Annotated in this window: 14 protein-coding genes and 1 tRNA gene; 12 read left to right on the forward strand and 3 right to left on the reverse strand. The window is 67.4% G+C overall.

Annotated features, from left to right (window positions below):
• Positions 1–271: 271 nt before the first annotated feature.
• Positions 272–1363 (forward strand): VIT1/CCC1 family protein, encoded by a 1092-nt coding sequence (locus MIC448_RS03485; protein ID WP_036296160.1) that lies wholly within the window; start codon positions 272–274, stop codon positions 1361–1363.
• Here MIC448_RS03485 and MIC448_RS03490 read toward each other — a convergent pair whose 3' ends face one another.
• Both MIC448_RS03490 and MIC448_RS03495 read right to left on the reverse strand, forming a co-directional pair.
• A complete protein-coding gene (locus MIC448_RS03490; RefSeq protein WP_306342076.1) occupies positions 1364–3010 on the reverse strand; it encodes a peptide chain release factor 3 in 1647 nt (548 codons plus the stop codon).
• 109 nt (positions 3011–3119) lie between these two features.
• A tRNA-Leu gene (locus tag MIC448_RS03495) sits at positions 3120–3205 on the reverse strand.
• An 80-nt stretch (positions 3206–3285) separates the two neighbouring features.
• Between MIC448_RS03495 and MIC448_RS03500 the strand changes: the two genes are divergently transcribed.
• Positions 3286–4614: a M20/M25/M40 family metallo-hydrolase gene (locus tag MIC448_RS03500; RefSeq protein WP_051513081.1), complete on the forward strand. Its 1329-nt coding sequence runs from the start codon at positions 3286–3288 to the stop codon at positions 4612–4614.
• Positions 4615–4680: 66 nt separating this feature from the next.
• Positions 4681–5511: an undecaprenyl-diphosphate phosphatase gene (locus MIC448_RS03505; protein WP_036296166.1), complete on the forward strand. Its 831-nt coding sequence runs from the start codon at positions 4681–4683 to the stop codon at positions 5509–5511.
• 14 nt (positions 5512–5525) lie between these two features.
• On the opposite strand, the gene MIC448_RS03510 is transcribed toward MIC448_RS03505, so the two are convergent.
• Positions 5526–6389: a PAC2 family protein gene (locus tag MIC448_RS03510; RefSeq protein ID WP_036296172.1), complete on the reverse strand. Its 864-nt coding sequence runs from the start codon at positions 6387–6389 to the stop codon at positions 5526–5528.
• A gap of 138 nt (positions 6390–6527) precedes the next feature.
• Between MIC448_RS03510 and MIC448_RS03515 the strand changes: the two genes are divergently transcribed.
• The 9 genes from MIC448_RS03515 (at position 6528) to lnt (ending at position 16455) form a co-directional block, all read left to right on the forward strand.
• On the forward strand, positions 6528–7214 hold the full coding sequence (locus tag MIC448_RS03515; protein WP_373457220.1) for an HAD family hydrolase: 687 nt from the start codon (positions 6528–6530) through the stop codon (positions 7212–7214).
• Positions 7211–8296, forward strand: coding sequence for a tRNA (adenine-N1)-methyltransferase (locus tag MIC448_RS03520; protein WP_051513068.1), 1086 nt, complete (start codon positions 7211–7213; stop codon positions 8294–8296). Before MIC448_RS03515 ends, MIC448_RS03520 begins: the two co-directional genes overlap by 4 nt.
• A gap of 5 nt (positions 8297–8301) precedes the next feature.
• Positions 8302–9261: an FKBP-type peptidyl-prolyl cis-trans isomerase gene (locus MIC448_RS03525; protein WP_036296176.1), complete on the forward strand. Its 960-nt coding sequence runs from the start codon at positions 8302–8304 to the stop codon at positions 9259–9261.
• A 46-nt stretch (positions 9262–9307) separates the two neighbouring features.
• Positions 9308–10291 (forward strand): YafY family protein, encoded by a 984-nt coding sequence (locus MIC448_RS03530; RefSeq protein WP_036296178.1) that lies wholly within the window; start codon positions 9308–9310, stop codon positions 10289–10291.
• Positions 10288–11235, forward strand: a complete 948-nt coding sequence (locus tag MIC448_RS03535) for a YafY family protein (protein WP_036296181.1) — start codon at positions 10288–10290, stop codon at positions 11233–11235. The genes MIC448_RS03530 and MIC448_RS03535 overlap by 4 nt, the downstream gene beginning before the upstream one ends.
• A gap of 84 nt (positions 11236–11319) precedes the next feature.
• Positions 11320–11580, forward strand: coding sequence for a Sec-independent protein translocase subunit TatA (gene tatA, locus MIC448_RS03540; protein WP_036296183.1), 261 nt, complete (start codon positions 11320–11322; stop codon positions 11578–11580).
• Positions 11581–11646: 66 nt separating this feature from the next.
• Positions 11647–12405, forward strand: a complete 759-nt coding sequence (gene tatC / locus MIC448_RS03545) for a twin-arginine translocase subunit TatC (RefSeq protein WP_036296303.1) — start codon at positions 11647–11649, stop codon at positions 12403–12405.
• A 14-nt stretch (positions 12406–12419) separates the two neighbouring features.
• Positions 12420–14933, forward strand: coding sequence for an RNA helicase (locus tag MIC448_RS03550; protein WP_036296306.1), 2514 nt, complete (start codon positions 12420–12422; stop codon positions 14931–14933).
• Between the two features lie 4 nt (positions 14934–14937).
• Entirely contained in the window at positions 14938–16455 is a 1518-nt protein-coding gene (gene lnt, locus MIC448_RS03555) for an apolipoprotein N-acyltransferase (protein ID WP_036296309.1), read from the forward strand.
• Positions 16456–16505: the final 50 nt, after the last annotated feature.

Genomic DNA, 16505 nt, shown 5'->3' on the forward strand with positions numbered 1-16505 from the left:
GGCGAACCGCACGGACTCGTGCACGCCGAACTGCGGCGTATCTGCGGCGGTCCCGCCGTGTCGCACGCGACGGTGGCCCAGCTGCAGGCGCGCATCGAGGTCCTCCGCCGCCGCGTCCACTCCTGATCGCGGCTCGCCTCACCGAGTCCGCTTCGGAGGCCCGAAATGCTGGCAATACCGGCGATCGGCGGTCGTCGATGACCGGCGGTGGATAGCGTTGAGCGGGTTCCCACCCTCTCTACTCCACCGTCCCCGTCGTCCTGGAGGCCCTATGAGCGCGCCCGCGCCGACACCGACCGCCGCCGACAGGCGACGATGGATCCGGTACCTCGTCAACGAACGTGCGGAAGCGAGCGTCTACCGGCACCTCGCCGCGCGACGCGAGGGCGAAGAGCGCGAGATCCTGCTGGCACTCGCGGAGGCCGAGGGGCGGCACGAGGCGCATTGGCTGGCGCTGCTCGGCGGCGAACCTGCGCGCCTCCCGAAGGCTGACCTCGAAACACGCGTGCTCGGATGGATGGCCCGGCGCTTCGGATCGATCTTCGTGCTCGCTCTCGCACAGAACGCGGAGGGCCGGTCGCCGTACGACAGCGATGCGGCGGCGACGCCCGCGATGCGCGCCGACGAGAAGATCCACCACGAGGTCGTGCGAGGCCTCGCGGCGCGAGGGCGGCGACGGTTGTCCGGGACTTTCCGCGCGGCGGTGTTCGGGGCGAACGACGGCCTGGTCAGCAACCTCGCCCTGGTCATGGGTATCGGGGCGACCGGCGTGGCACCGCAGTTCGTACTGTTCAGCGGCATCGCGGGACTGCTCGCCGGCGCACTGTCGATGGGAGCGGGGGAGTTCGTGTCCGTCCGGTCGCAGCGAGAACTGCTCGCGGCAACCGAACCCAACGGGTACGCGGATGATGTACTGCCGGACCTCGACCTCGACGCCAACGAGCTGGCGCTCGTGTATCGCACGCGAGGAATGGCGATCGGCGAAGCCCTCGAGCGCGCTCGCCTGACGGTGGAGGCGGCGCGCGCCGCGGACCGCTCGACGCCGTTCGCGGTTCCTCGGGAGGCCGCGGGGGAACACGATGTGGTGGGCGGCGCGTGGGCAGCGGCGGGCTCGAGCTTCCTGTTCTTCGCGTCGGGCGCGATCATCCCGGTGCTGCCATGGATCTTCGGACTGTCGGGCGTCGCCGCGGTCGCGCTGGCCCTGGCGCTGGTGGGAATCGCCCTGCTTGCGACGGGGGCGATGGTGGGGCTGCTCTCGGGTGGACCGCCACTCCGACGCGCGCTGCGCCAGCTCGCGATCGGGTTCGGCGCTGCCGCGGTGACCTACGTGCTTGGTCTGGCGTTCGGCGTGTCGATGGGCTGATTACCGCCCGACGACGACCCGGTCCGCGTCCAACGCAAGCCCCGGGATGTCCTTCTCCAGCGAGCGCAACTGCCACTCGGTGCGGAACAGGGCGAGCCGCTGCGTCTTCCGCATCACGATCTCGCAGTCGCGTCGGGACGCCAGGGCGGCAGCCGTATCGGCGTCGACGAGTCGGGCGACGGTGTACGGCAGGTCGGTCAACCGAATCTCGACCCCGAACTCCGAGGCCATGCGTCCCGAAAGCACCTCGAACTGCATCGCACCGACCGCGCCGAGCACGGGATTCTGGGGTCCACGCTTCTCGGAGTCGAGGAGCTGCACGACACCCTCTTCGGTCAACGCCGTGATGCCCTTGCGGAACTTCTTCGCGGTGCTGACGTCGACGGGCGACGCGAGCGCGAACAGCTCGGGGGTGAACGAGGGGATGCCCTCGAACTCGACCCGGTCTTCCGAGTAGAGCGTGTCGCCGGGTCGCAGGTGCGTGGCGTTGACGAGCCCCACGATGTCGCCGGGCCACGCGGTGTCGACGGTGTCGCGTTCTCGACCGAACATCTGCAAGGCGTACTTCGTCGCGAATGGGCGGCCCGTCTGTGCGTGCACGACGGACATACCTCGCGTGAAGATTCCCGAACAGATGCGCATGAACGCGACCCGATCGCGGTGTGCGGGGTCCATGTTGGCCTGGACCTTGAAGATCTGTGCGGAAAAGGGCGCATCGACGGGACGGGGCATCCCGTTCACGTTGATTCGCGGCGTCGCCGAGGGCGCGGCACGGCAGACGAAACGCAGCAACTGCTCGACGCCGACATTGCGGACGGCGGCACCGAAGAACACGGGCATGCCGGTCAAATCCGCGAAGGCCTCGGCGCGGAACTCTCCACCGTCGAGTTCGACCAACTGTGCCTCTTCGACGGCGGTCTGCCAGTCGTCCCCGAGCATCCCGGCGGCGTCCGTCGCGGGATGCAGCTGGATCCGCGGAAGATGAGCGTTGCCGTCGACGTGCTCGAACGTGAGGAGTTCGCCAGATACGACATCACGCAAACCGAGGAAGCGTCCGGCCTCACCGACGGGCCAATTGAGCGGCATCGGCTGACGCGACGTGACGCGCTGGAGCTCGTCGAGGAGGTCGAGGGGGTCACGGCCAGGACGGTCCCACTTATTGACCATGACGATGATCGGGATGCCGCGGTTACGGCACACTTCGAATAGCCGGAGCGTCTGGGCCTCCATGCCCTTCGACGCGTCGATCAGCATGACTGCCGTGTCGACGGCGGAGAGCACCCGGTAGGTGTCCTCCGAGAAGTCCGCGTGGCCCGGTGTGTCCACGACGGTCACGACGACGTCCTCGACGATGAACTGAATCGCCGCCGAGCTGATCGAGATCCCGCGCGCCTTCTCCATCTCCATCCAGTCGGAGACCGTCGAGCGTCGCGTCGACTTGCCGTGTACCGCACCCGCCTCGGAGACGGCGTGCGCGTTCAGCAGCAGCGACTCCGTCAGAGTCGACTTGCCGGCGTCGGGGTGGGAGATGATCGCGATCGTCCTCCGGCGCTTCGCCTCGTCGACTACGCGCCGCTTCGCCTCGTGGACCACGCGAGGGTCCGCCGGACGATGGTCGGCAGGTCCGGTCTTTTCTTCAGATGTCACGATGCTCTCGATTTTAGGCGACGGGGGCGGTGCCGCGCTCCGCGAGCGGGCGTTCAACGAAGAAGGCCCCGGATCTGAAATCCCAGATCCGGGGCCTTCTTTACCGCTGTGCGCGAGGGGGGACTTGAACCCCCACGCCCGTTAAAGGGCACTAGCACCTCAAGCTAGCGCGTCTACCTATTCCGCCACCCGCGCATGGGTGAGCTGCTTCCGCAACCGAGGATCGAGACTATCACGACTCGGCCGACTACCCCGACCCGGGTAGCGTGGTCGGCATGCCCGGAGCCGATGCGTCCTCTTCGCCGTCCCCCTCCGGGCAGCATTTGCCCGAAGTCGCCCGGATCGCGCGGGATCTGATCCGCTTCGACACCTCGAACTGGGGCGGCGGTAAGGCGAACGGCGAGCGCGAGGCGGCCGAGTATGTCGGTGCGTACCTGGAAGCCCTCGGGCTGGCGGTCGACTATTTCGAGCCCATCCCGAAACGCACGAACGTCCACGCGCGGATCCCGGGCCGTGATTCGTCCAAACCTGCCCTGATCCTGCACGGGCACCTCGATGTCGTGCCCGCTCCGCCCGAGGGTTGGAGCGTCGATCCCTTCGCCGGTGAGGTGCGCGACGGAATGCTCTGGGGCAGGGGAGCGGTCGACATGAAGGACATGGATGCCATGATCCTGACCTCGATCGCCGACATCCTGCGCGCGGGGCACCAGCCCGAACGCGACGTGATCGTCACATTCTTCGCCGATGAAGAGAACGGCGGTGTCGAGGGCTCGCAACTTGTCGTCGATCAGCGTCCCGAGTGGTTCGCGGGCGCGACCGAGGCGATCAGCGAGGTCGGGGGCTACTCCATCTCGGTCGACGACCACCGGGCGTACCTGCTGCAGGTGGGCGAGAAGGCCCTGATCTGGATTCGCCTGATCGCGCGCGGTCGCGCCGGCCACGGATCGCGTCTGCATCCCGATAACGCCGTCACGCGCCTGGCCGAGGCCGTCGCTGCCCTCGGGCGCACGCAATGGCCCGTGCGGCTCACGGCGACGACGACCCAGTTGCTCGAGGGCCTCGCTGCCCTCACCGGAACCGACACGAGCGACCCGGACATGCTCGCGGCGCACGCGGGCCCGGCCGAGGGATTCCTGCGCTCGACCTTTCGCACGACGACCAACCCGACCGGGCTCACCGCCGGCTACAAGCACAATGTGATCCCGGATCACGCCGAAGCCCTGATCGATGTGCGCGTTCTCCCGGGCACGGAAGACGCGGCGCTCGCAGACATCCGCCGCATCATCGGTGACGACATCGAGATCGAGATCGTGCACGCCGACATCGGCCTGGAAGTCCCGTTCTCCGGTTCGTTGGTCGATGAGATGGTCGCCGTGCTCGGCGAGCACGACCCGGGCGTACCCGTCATCCCGTACCTGATGGGAGGCGGCACCGACAACAAGGCTCTCGCGGCGCTCGGCATAGCCGGTTTCGGTTTCGCGCCGTTGCGCCTCCCCGCCGACCTGGACTTCACCGGTATGTTCCACGGGATCGACGAACGTGTGCCGATCGAATCGCTCCAGTTCGGGCAGCGCGTGCTCACCGATCTGATCCGCCGATACTGACTTACGGATGCCTCGGTCAGAGGCCATCCTCATCCTCCCGTCACGACCCCGCACCGGAAGTTGCCCATGCAATTCATCGAAGCCCTCATCCTCGGCGTCGTGCAGGGACTCACCGAGTTCCTGCCCATCTCTTCGAGCGCGCACTTGCGCATCCTCGGCGAGTTCTTGCCGTCGGCCACCGACCCGGGCGCGACTTTCACCGCGATCACGCAACTCGGCACCGAGGCGGCCGTGCTCGTGTACTTCTGGGGCACGATCGTGCGGATCATCTCGCGCTGGGCGCAGTCGCTCGTCGGCAAGGTGCCGCGGGGTGACGCCGATGCCCGGATGGGCTGGCTCATCATCATCGGTTCGGTGCCGATCGCGGTGCTCGGGTTCTTCTTCCAGGACACGATCCGCGGTACGTTCCGCAACCTCTGGCTGGTGGCGATCGTGCTGATCGTGTTCGGCCTGCTGCTGGGTGCTGCCGACCGATGGGGTCGACGCGTACGGGAGATGAAGGATCTGACCTATCCGCACGGGCTGGCGCTCGGCCTCGCGCAGGCGCTCGCGCTGATCCCGGGTGTGTCGCGCTCCGGAGCGACGACGACAATGGGCTTGACGCTCGGATACACACGGCCCGCAGCGGCCGAGTATGCATTCCTGCTCGCCGTGCCCGCTGTCTTCGGGAGCGGGTTCTACGAGCTGCTGCAGAGTTTCGAGGGCCCAAGCGGCCCCTACAGCCTGCTCGACACGGCCGCGGCGACGGTCGTCGCGTTCATCGTGGGCCTTGCGGTCATCGCGTTCCTGATGCGGTATCTGAAACGCGGCAGCTTCCTGCCGTTCGTGATCTATCGCCTGCTGCTCGGTGGCGCCCTGATCGTCCTATTGTCGACGGGCGTGCTGCAGCCCTACTGATCGACGGGGGAGCGTCAGCGGCGCGGGTCGTCGCGACCGGGCTTGGTCGGCCCGTCGCCGCCTCGGCGTAGGTAGCGCTCGAACTCCTGGGCGATCGCGTCTCCGGAAGCCTCGGGTGAGTCCCACGTGTCGCGGGTGCGCTCGAGCTGACGGATGTATTCCGTCATCTCTTCGTCGTCGGCGGCAGCGGCGTCGATGGATGCTTCCCACGTCGCCGCCTGGGTCGGCAGATCGCCCCGCTCGATCGGAGCACCCGCGACATCCTCGAGACGATCCAGCAGAGCCAGCGTCGCCTTCGGCGAGGGAGTGTGTCCCGCCACGTAGTGCGGCACGCTCGCCCAGAGTCCGACGGCCGGGATCCCGGCCTCTTCGGCCGCGGCCGAGAGGACCGAGAGGATGCCGACGGGCCCCTCGTAGGTGCTGCGTTCGAGCCCGAGGCTCTCGCGGATGCGTTCGTTGTCGGTGCCGGCGAAGACCGAGATGGGGCGCGTGTGCGGTACATCGGACATCATCGACCCCAGGCCGACAATGCCGGTGATGTCTTCGCGCAGGGCGACGTCGACGAGCTCGGCGGCGAACGCCTGCCACGCGCGGGCGGGTTCGACCCCCGTCAGCAGCCACAGCTGCGTGCCGCGCGTGCGCTGGGCTGGTCGGAGGATCGTCGCCTCGGGCCAGCGCAGCGAGCGTCGCCCTTCGGCATCCATGGCGACCGACGGACGCGTGTACTGGTAGTCGAAGTAGAGCTCGGGATCGACCGAGTGAACGGGTTCGAACTCGCCCGCTCCACGCAGCACGCCGAGGGCAGCCGACGCCGCCTCACCCGCGTCGTTCCACCCATCGAATGCGACGACGAGCACTCTGCGTCCGAGACCTTCCACCGCGCCTCCTCCCACCGCGCCTCCTGGGCGTGCGGCCCACGCGAGGACGGATGTCGCCGCGAGGAATCTCTCCAGGATAGGCGTTCAGGCTCGGGGACGGTCCAGGCTCGGCGCGGCGCTCTCGGTAGCATGGGGCGGGTGACCCATCCCCATCCGCGTGCTGTCCTCTGGGACATGGACGGAACCCTTGTTGACACCGAACCCCACTGGATGGCGGCCGAGACGCCGCTCGTCGAGAGCTTCGGGGGGACGTGGTCGCACGAACAGGCTTTGCAGCTCGTCGGCCTCGGACTCGAAGACGCGGCGCGCATCTTTCAGGCCGCTGGCGTGCGGATGAGTGTTCCGGAGATCATCGATAGTCTCACCGACGACGTGTTGGCTTCGCTCGCGGCCGGCGGGGTACCGTTCCGTCCGGGTGCGCGCGAGTTGCTGATGGCGCTGCGCGAGGCGGGCATCCCCACGGCCCTCGTGACGATGTCGATGCGCCGGATGGCGACGTCGATCGTCGATCTGCTCGACTTCGACGCCTTCGATCTGATCGTCGCCGGTGACGACGTCGAACGCCCGAAGCCTTTCCCGGACCCGTATCTGAAGGCGGCGGAACTCCTCGGCGTCGACATCAGCGACACGGTGGCCATCGAGGACTCCCCGAACGGGGTGCGCTCGGCTGTCGCGGCGGGCTGCACCGTCATCGGCGTCCCCAACCTCGTCTCGTTGGCCGGCACCGGCACGTCGGTCATCCTCGAGACGTTGGCGAATGTGGGCGTCGCGGATGTCGCGCGAATGCACGCCGAGCGCGGCTTGCACGCGGGACACGTCGCATGACGGTCGCGGAGCAATACGAGGGTCCGCGTACATCCGGGCCGTTCGGCGCGGGCGATCGGGTGCAGCTGACAGGTCCCAAGGGTCGCCTGCACACGATCACGCTGCGCGTCGGCGGCGAGTTGCACACGCATCACGGCGTTCTGCGCCATGAAGCGCTCATCGGGCTGCCGGATGGTTCGGTCGTGGAGAACAGCGCGGGCCACGAGTACCTCGCACTCCGTCCGCTGTTGCGCGATTTCGTGATGTCGATGCCGCGCGGCGCGGCGATCGTGTACCCGAAGGATGCGGCGCAGATCCTCGCCCAGGCGGATGTCTTCCCCGGCGCGACGGTCGTCGAGGCGGGAGTGGGCTCGGGTGCACTGTCGTTGTGGTTGCTGCGGGCGATCGGCCCGGCCGGTCGGCTGCTTTCGTTCGAGCGCCGCGCGGATTTCGCCGAGGTTGCTCGCGCCAACGTCCAGACTTTCGTCGGCGAGGAGCCCCCGACATGGCAGGTCGTCGTCGGCGATCTCTCCGAGGAGCTCCCCGCGGCAACGGAGCCCGCGAGCGTCGATCGTGTCGTGCTCGACATGCTCGCCCCCTGGGAGTGCATCGGTGTGGTCGCCGAGGCGCTTCGGCCCGGTGGCGTTGTGATCTGTTACGTCGCGACGGCGACGCAGCTCTCGCGTGTCGCTGAGTTCTTGCGCGGCACGGGGCTGTTCACCGAACCCGAGTCATCCGAGACCATGGTGCGCGGATGGCACGTCGAAGGGCTCGCGGTCCGGCCCGATCATCGGATGGTCGCGCACACAGGCTTCTTGATCTCGGCCCGGCGACTGGCGCCCGGGGCGATCGCACCCGAGCAGAAACGCCGCGCCTCGAAGTCGAGTTACGGCGACGAAGACGTCGAGCTCTGGACGCCGGGTGCCGTGGGAGACCGCGACATCACCGACAAGAACCTCCGCAAGCGTGTGCGCGACGCGCAGCGTGCCGCCGACGCGCGGCGGATCGGCGACGGGCCCGTCGACACTGCTGCAGACACTGCTGCAGACATTGCCCCCGACACTGCCCCTGACAGAGACGCCGAAGCGCCGACCGTAGACTGATCCCCGTGCGTAAATTCCTCGTAGCCGCGGTCGCGGTCGGTCTCGTCAGCGTCGGACTCGTCGGGTGCTCGTCGGCCGATTCTGCGGACACGTCGTGTGTTCGGCCCGTCTCTCCGGAGGCCGAGCTTCCGGCGACCGTGGAGGGCGCCTTCGGATCCGAGCCCGAACTGGACGCGTATACCCCCGTGATCACGGAAGAGACGGTCTGGACGGACCCCATCGAGGGTGACGGAATCGCCATCTCGACGCCCGATCAACTCGTGCTGGCGGACATCGTGCTCTTCGACGGAGAGACGGGGGAACGCCTCGGCGCGACCCTCTTCGACGGCGATCTGGCGCAGGCACGCCCGCTCTCGGAGTGGACCACGACTTTCCCGGGTCTCGAGGATTCCCTGGCCTGTGCGCGTGAGGGAAGCCGCGTTCTGACACTGATGCCGAGCTCTTCGTTGCCGGCCGAGTCGGCGGCGAGCCTGGGACTGGCCGAAGACGGCACCGCGATCCTGTCCGTCGACCTGCAGAAGGTCTACCTCGCGAAGGCCGACGGTGCCGATCAGTTCGTGACCGAGAACGGCCTGCCGAGCGTCGTTCGCGCTCCCGATGGGCGTCCGGGCATCATCGTCCCCGACAGCGCCCCGCCGACGGATCTGAAGGTCGAGGTCCTCAAGAAGGGCACGGGCGCCGAGGTGACCGGGGACGTGCCTGTTCGCGTCGCGTACACCGGTGTGCTGTGGGACACGAAGGATGAGTTCGACTCGTCGTGGGGCACAGCGCCGGTTTCGTTCTCGCTCGACCAGGTCGTGGAAGGGTTCGCGGAAGGCCTTCGCGGACAGACGGTCGGTTCGCAGGTGCTGATCGTCGTGCCGCCCGAGCTCGGCTACGGCGACCAGGCGAGCGGTGCGGTACCCGCGGACTCGACGCTCGTGTTCGTGGTCGACATCCTCGGACTCGACGAACTGCCGGAGTAATCCCGCGCCCTGTCTGGGGTTCCGTGCCCGCGCCTAGGATGGGTCCGTGCCGGAGAAGATAGCGCCCGAGGAGCGACTGCTCAGTCTGACCGTCGCGCTCATGGCGCACCGGTACGGGCTGACGAAGGAGCAGATCCTCTCGTCTGTTTCGGGTTATCGCGAGGCGCGAGCGGAGGGTCGCAGCTCCGACGCCCTCGAGAAGATGTTCGAGCGCGACAAGGATGCTCTTCGCGACCTGGGCGTACCGATCCATACGGTCGGGGATCACGCCGATCCGGACGACCTGCGCGAAGCCCGCTATCTGATTCCCAAGGCGGAGTACCTGCTGCCCGAGGACATCACGTTCACGCCCGCCGAGGTGGCAGTCCTGAACCTCGCCGCCGCGGTGTGGGGCGAGAGCTCGATGTCGGCGGACGCGAGTGCCGCCCTCCGCAAGATCCGCGCGCTGGGGATCGATGTCGACGAGCCCATCATCGGGTTCGCCCCGCGCATCTCTGCGCGCGACCCGGCGTTCGGCCCGTTGCGTCAGGCCAACGATCAGGCGCGCGTTGTGCGGTTCACCTACGTCAAGCCGGGCGACGACGTCCCGCGTCTGCGAACGGTCGAACCGCACGCGCTGATCGAGTTCGAGGGTCGCTGGCACGTGCACGGTCTCGACCGCGATCTCGGGCAGACGCGCACCTTCTTGCTGTCGAGAATCGTCGGCGACGTCGTGGTGACCAAAGAAGGGTTCGATCCCGAGGCGCGCCTGGGTGCGGGGGAGCGTGCTCGGCTGGGACTCGAGAGCGTGTCGGCGCAGAACGTCGCCGAGTTGCACGTGCAGGATGCGACCGAGGCCGCCGTCCGTCTACGTCGGCGAGGCACGCGCGACGGAGACATCTTGCGCGTTCGATTCGTCGACATCCACGTGCTTGCCGATGAGCTCGCCTCGTATGGCCCCGAGGTACGTGTCGAGTCCCCGCCGGAATTGCGCCGCGAGGTCATTGCGCGGTTACAGCGAACTCTCGAGGCGCACGGGGTGAGCACATGAGTCCCGACAAACCGCTTCTCGCGATCGACCGCGTCGCGATCGTCATGAATCTCGTCCCGTACCTGGTGGAACGCGGACCCGTCTCGGTCACCGAGGCCGCTCGCGAGCTCGACGTGGCGCCCGATGTCCTGCGTAGCTTGGCCGAGGGGCTGGTCGTGATCGGCCTGCCCGACGGCATGCACAACGACCTGTTCGACATCGACTGGGACCTGCTCGACGAGCATGACGAACTGCAGTTGCTCAACACCGTCGCCTTCGAACGGGCCCCGCGACTCACGGCCCGCGAAGCTGCGGCGCTCCTGGCAGGGCTGCAGCTCGCGGGCGCAGCTCCGGGAGTCGCTGCGCAGGGGGTCGTGCCCGGGCTCATCGCGAAGCTCTCGCGCGGCGCGAGCACAGCACCCGCCGAGTTGACGGTTGCAGCACATCCCGCGGACGAGGTGCGATCGGCCGTCATGGACGCGCTCGATCGCGGGTTCGCGGTGTCGTTCACGCATCAGAAACCGGATGATTCGCCCACGACGCGCACGGTCGACCCGGTCAAGATCCTGGTCAAGGACGACCAGTGGTACCTGCGCGGCTGGTGCCACATGCGCCGAGATATGAGGACGTTCCACCTCGAACGCGTGAGCGATGTCGTCGTCACCGACATCCCCGCCGGTGCCCACGATGATCCCGAGGCGAGCATCTTCGGCACAGCGGACGGCCCGCTCGAGGCGACCATCCGGTTCAGCTCGCATGTCGCTCCTCTTCTCGGGCAGTTCTTGGACCACGCCGTGGTGAAGGCCGAGGGCACGCGGTCGAGGGCGGCGCTTCGGGTCGCCGATCCGACGCAACTCAAGCGGCTGGCTGCGCGCCGCGGGGGAGAGGTCGAGATCGTTGCACCGGACGAAGCGCGCATCGCCGCTGTGGAGTGGGCGCGCGCCGGGCTTGCTCAGTACCTGTAGGTCGCCGCGCCTTCAGGGCTCCCCTCACACACGCGGGGTAGACTGGCACCTGCGCACGTTCTGGCGATACGACGGAGAGAGCACATGCTAGGAAACCTGACCGGATGGCACCTGCTGATCCTCCTCGCCGTGATCCTTCTTCTTTTCGGTGCCGCCAAGCTTCCCGCGCTGGCGCGCAGCATGGGCCAGTCCGCCCGGGTGTTCCGGGGCGAGATGAAGGCCATGAAGGAAGAAGACGCGGCCTCCGAGACCGCGAAGTCAGACCAGACCGCCGCACCCTATCCGCCGTCGGCTACGGGGCTCACGCCGCCCCCGCCGGCTGGAAGCTCCGAAGCCAAGCCGTAGTCGAGCGTGGTCACGACCGACGCGGGCGCGACCGTCTCGGAGGACGAACCGCGCCGCGATAAGCGGATGTCTCTCGCGGCGCACCTCGTGGAGTTGCGCAAGCGGCTGATGATCGCTGCGCTTGCGCTCGTGGTCGGCATGGTCGTGGCCTTCTTCATCACCGGACCGATCATCGATCTGCTGACGGTCCCGATCAGACAGATCGCGGAAGAAGAAGGCCGGACTTACGTCCAGCTCAACTTCGACACCGTCACGGGCGGGTTCGACCTTCGTCTGCGGATCTCGTTCGCGATCGGCCTGTTGATCTCGGCTCCCGTGTGGCTCTGGCAGATCTGGGCGTTCATCATGCCCGGTCTCACTCGCAAAGAGGCCCGTTACACCTGGTCGTTCCTCGGAGCGGCGATCCCTCTCTTCTTCGCGGGCTGCACGCTCGGTTTCTTCCTGCTGCCTCACGTCATCGAGCTCATGGCGAGCTTCGTTCCGACGGGGATGGCTCAGTTCTACAAGTACGACATCTACTACGACTTCGTGTTCAAGTTCCTGCTCGTGATCGGCGTCGCGTTCGTCTTGCCGGTCTTCCTCGTGGCACTCAACCTCGCGGGGATCATGAGCGGTATCGCGATCCTGAAGGGCTGGCGGGTGGCGGTCATCATCTCGACGACGTTCGCCGCACTGGCGACCCCGGCGGCAGACATCGCCTCCATGCTCCTTCTTGCCGGAATGATGATCATCCTGTATCTCGCCGCGGCTGGACTCTCGGTACTGTTCGATCGGCGTCGCAACAAGCGCCAGCCTCTTCTGCCAACGCCCGGGCTCGACGGGTGAGTCCCTCGGCGGAGATCCCGTCGCCGGCGGAAAGGTTCGCCGCGGCGCGCGAAGCGCAGCGTCACCCCGTCACCTCAGCCTTTGCCGAAGCTCAGCCGTTTGACCTCGATCCGTTCCAGATCGCCGGATGCCAGGCGCTTGAAGAGGGTCGCAGCGTGCTGGTCGCCGCCCCGACCGGCGCGGGCAAGACGATCGTGGGCGAGTTCGCCATCCATCTCGCAATGCTGTCGCCCCGGGGCAAGGCGTTCTACACGACGCCGATGAAGGCGCTCTCGAACCAGAAGTTCCGTGAGCTGCAACAGGTCTACGGTGCCGACCAGGTCGGGCTGCTGACGGGCGACACCAACATCAACGGCAACGCCCGGGTCGTCGTCATGACGACCGAGGTGCTGCGGAACATGCTCTACGCCGACTCGCCGGCACTGCGCGATCTCTCCTTCGTCGTGATGGATGAGGTCCACTACCTCGCCGACCGCTTCCGCGGTGCCGTGTGGGAGGAAGTCATCATCCACCTGCATCGCTCGGTGCGGCTGGTTTCGCTTTCGGCCACCGTGTCCAATGCGGAAGAGTTCGGTGACTGGCTCGACACGGTCCGCGGCGACACCGAGGTCATCGTGTCCGAGATCCGGCCCGTTCCCCTGGAACAGCACGTGCTGGTGCGAACCGATCTGCTACCGCTCTTCGACGACCGCGCGGGGATCGCGACCGCCCAGGTCAATCAAGAACTCATGCGGATCCGTTCACCCAAGGGTCCGAACTTCGAGAACAATCGCCGCGCACAGAGCATGAACAGCGCCCGCCAGACCGGTCGTTACGAGCAGTCGCGGGGGCGTCCCCACAAAACTGGTCAACGGTCAGCTGGTCACCGGTCAGGCGGTCAGCGTCCGGTTCGGCCGAGTAACGTGCAGCGCATCGAGCGGATGGACCGCCCCGAGGTGGTCGAATTGCTCCGCCGCAACAATCTGCTGCCCGCCATCTTCTTCATCTTCAGTCGCGCGGGGTGCGAGCAGGCCGTGGCCCAGGTCCGTCGCGCGAACCTCCGTCTGACGACGCCCGAAGAACGAGCCGAGATTCGGGCTGTCGTGGAGGATCGCACACGCTCGCTCCCCGACGAGGATCTTGCCGTCCTCGGCTTTTGGGAGTGGCGCGAGAATCTCGAGCGGGGCGTCGCGGCGCACCATGCCGGCATCCTGCCCGCTTTCAAAGAGGTCGTCGAAGAGCTCTTCCAGCGCAAGCTCGTGCGGGCCGTGTTCGCGACCGAGACCCTTGCGCTGGGCATCAACATGCCCGCCCGCACCGTGGTGCTCGAGAAGCTCGAGAAGTTCAACGGCGAGGCGCGCGTCGCGATCACGTCGGGGGAGTACACGCAGCTGACCGGCCGGGCGGGGCGTCGCGGAATCGATGTCGAGGGCCACGCGGTCATCCAGTGGACCGAGGGACTCGACCCACAGGCGGTTGCAGCGCTCGCGTCGCGACGCACGTATCCGTTGCACTCGAGCTTCCGCCCCACGTACAACATGGCCGTCAACCTGATCGACCGGTACGGTCGAGCACGCGCCCGCGAGCTACTCGAATCCTCGTTCGCACAGTTCCAGGCCGACCGTGCCGTCGTGGGCCTCGCCCGCCAGGTGCGCGAGCAGGAAGAGTCGCTTAACGGCTACGCGAAGTCGATGACCTGCGATCGCGGCGACTTCGCCGAGTATTCGGGCATCCGGCGCGAACTGAGCGATCTCGAGAAACAGAACCGCGGAGAGTTCCTCGGTTCGAAGGGTGCGCGCGAGCGCCGGCAGACTCAGATCCGCGATCTGCGCACGCGGATGCAGAGACATCCGTCGCACACCTGCCCGGATCGTGAGGCGCACGCCCGCTGGGCCGAGCGGTACTGGAAGCTCAAGCGACAGATCGATAAGACCCGACGCGAGATCGACACCCGCACGGGTACGGTCGCGCGGCAGTTCGACCGCGTCACCGATGTGCTCGCCGCGCTCGACTACCTGCGTGTGGGGGAGGACGGCGGAACCACGCTGACCGCTGCGGGGCGCACGATGCGCCGGATTTACGGTGAACGCGACCTTCTCGTGGCCGAGTCGCTGCGACGTGGTCTGTGGGACCGGTTGGATGCGCCGTCGCTGGCCGCCCTCGCCAGTTGCCTCGTCTACGAACCGCGCCGCGACTCGGCGGGCCCGGGCGAGCACGGGCTGCCCGGCGGCGAGTTCCGCGTCGCCTTGAGCGCCACGGAAGAGCTCTGGTCCGACCTGGACGACCTCGAGCGCGAGCATCGCCTGCCGGGATCAGAGCCCCTCGCCACGGGTCTCGCCCGCGCGATCCGCGGCTGGGCGCGCGGGATGCCCTTGGACCGTGTTCTGGAAGACGCCGATATGGCTGCGGGAGACTTCGTGCGGTGGTGCAAGCAGTTGATCGATCTACTCGATCAACTTTCGATCGTGGCCGACGGCGAGTTGGGACGCACGGCACGAACCGCGCTCGATGCGGTGCGGCGCGGAATCGTTGCCTACTCGGGTGTCTGAGCTCATGCCCCGGCCCCTCCTGCCGCTGTGGGCCGCCGTCCTCACTTCGGTCGCGGGCGGGTTTGCGCTCGATCTGGCCTATCCCGACGTCGCGTGGTGGCCCGCAGCTTTCGTCGCCGTCGTGCTGGCGCTCATCTCCATCATCGGACGGGGGGTTTGGGGTGCCGTCCTGGTGGGGTTCGCTTTCGCGGCTCCGTTCTTCCTCTCGAACCAGGTCTTCACGGCGCGGTATCTCGGCCCCGTTCCCTGGCTTGCCCTGTCGTTGTTCGAGGCGGCCATCACCGCCGTACTGACGGTCTTGATCGCGTTGGCCTATCGCTGGCTGCCCCGTGTGCTGCCGGGACTGTGGTCACGCCTGATTGCGCTGCCGGCCCTCGTCGCCGGTTTGTGGTGCGTGCGGGAACTGGTCGTCGGCACGTGGCCGTATGGCGGGTATCCCTGGGGCCGGGTGGGCATAACCCAGACGAACGGGCCCTTTGCGGAGGCCGCGTCCTGGGTGGGCGTCACAGGATTGTCTTTCCTGGTGGTGGCAGCCTGCGCTGCGCTGATCGAGTACGCGCGCGCCGCGAGGTTCCGAGATCTGCGTACCGCGGCGCCCACGGCGGTGGTCATCCTGCTGATCACCGTTGCGCCGCAGTTTCCGACCACAGACGCGGGGACCCTGCGTGTGGGATCCGTGCAGGGGAACGGTCCGTCGGGCTACTTCGACGGTGCTCCGGCGAATGCGGTACTCGCCGCGCAGCTCGCCGCCACTCGGCCGCTCTATGGCCAAGAGATGGACGTGCTGCTGTGGCCCGAGGGTGGCCTGGACTCCGATCCGCTGAACAACTCGGACACCGCGAGAACGCTCGACAACGTGTCCGAGCGTGTCGATGCGCCGCTGATCGTGAACGCCGCCACGGAACGCGACGGACTGTTCTTCAACACGTCGATACTGTGGAAGGCGGGGGAGGGCGCGGTTGCCACGTACGACAAGAGACACCCCGTGCCGTTCGGTGAGTACGTTCCGGACCGCTGGTTCTACCGCCTGTTCGCGCCCGACCTGATCGATCTGATCCAGCGCGAGTACACACCGGGCACCGATGCGCCGCTCTTCGATGTCGATGGAGTCGGTGTCGGCCTCGCGATCTGTTTCGACGTCATCTATGACGAGGTCATCTGGAACGGGGCACGCGAGGGCGCGCAGGTGTACATGTTCCAGACGAACAATGCGGACTTCCGCGGGACGGACGAGAACGTGCAACAGCTCGCGTTCGCCCGCATGCGCGCGATCGAAACGGGTCGGGCCGTGGTGAACCTGTCAACCGTGGGCACGAGCCAGGTGATCGCGCCGGACGGCAGTGTGATCGACGGTCTTCCCGTGGACGAAGCCGGATACATGCTCACCGAGGTTCCCCTGCGAACGGGACTGACTCCGGCCGTGGTGATGGGCGACGCGGTGCCGATCGGGATCGCGGCCGCGAGCCTGTTGTCGCTCGCGGGACTGGGGCTGGTGCTGAGAACGCGCAGGCGCGCGGTGTGAGAACTGTCGGCCAGACATGAAGAAGGAACCGGATGCCGAAGCATCCGGTC

It is taken from the genome of Microbacterium sp. C448 (assembly GCF_000582705.2).
GTDB classification, from domain to species: domain Bacteria; phylum Actinomycetota; class Actinomycetes; order Actinomycetales; family Microbacteriaceae; genus Microbacterium; species Microbacterium lacus_A.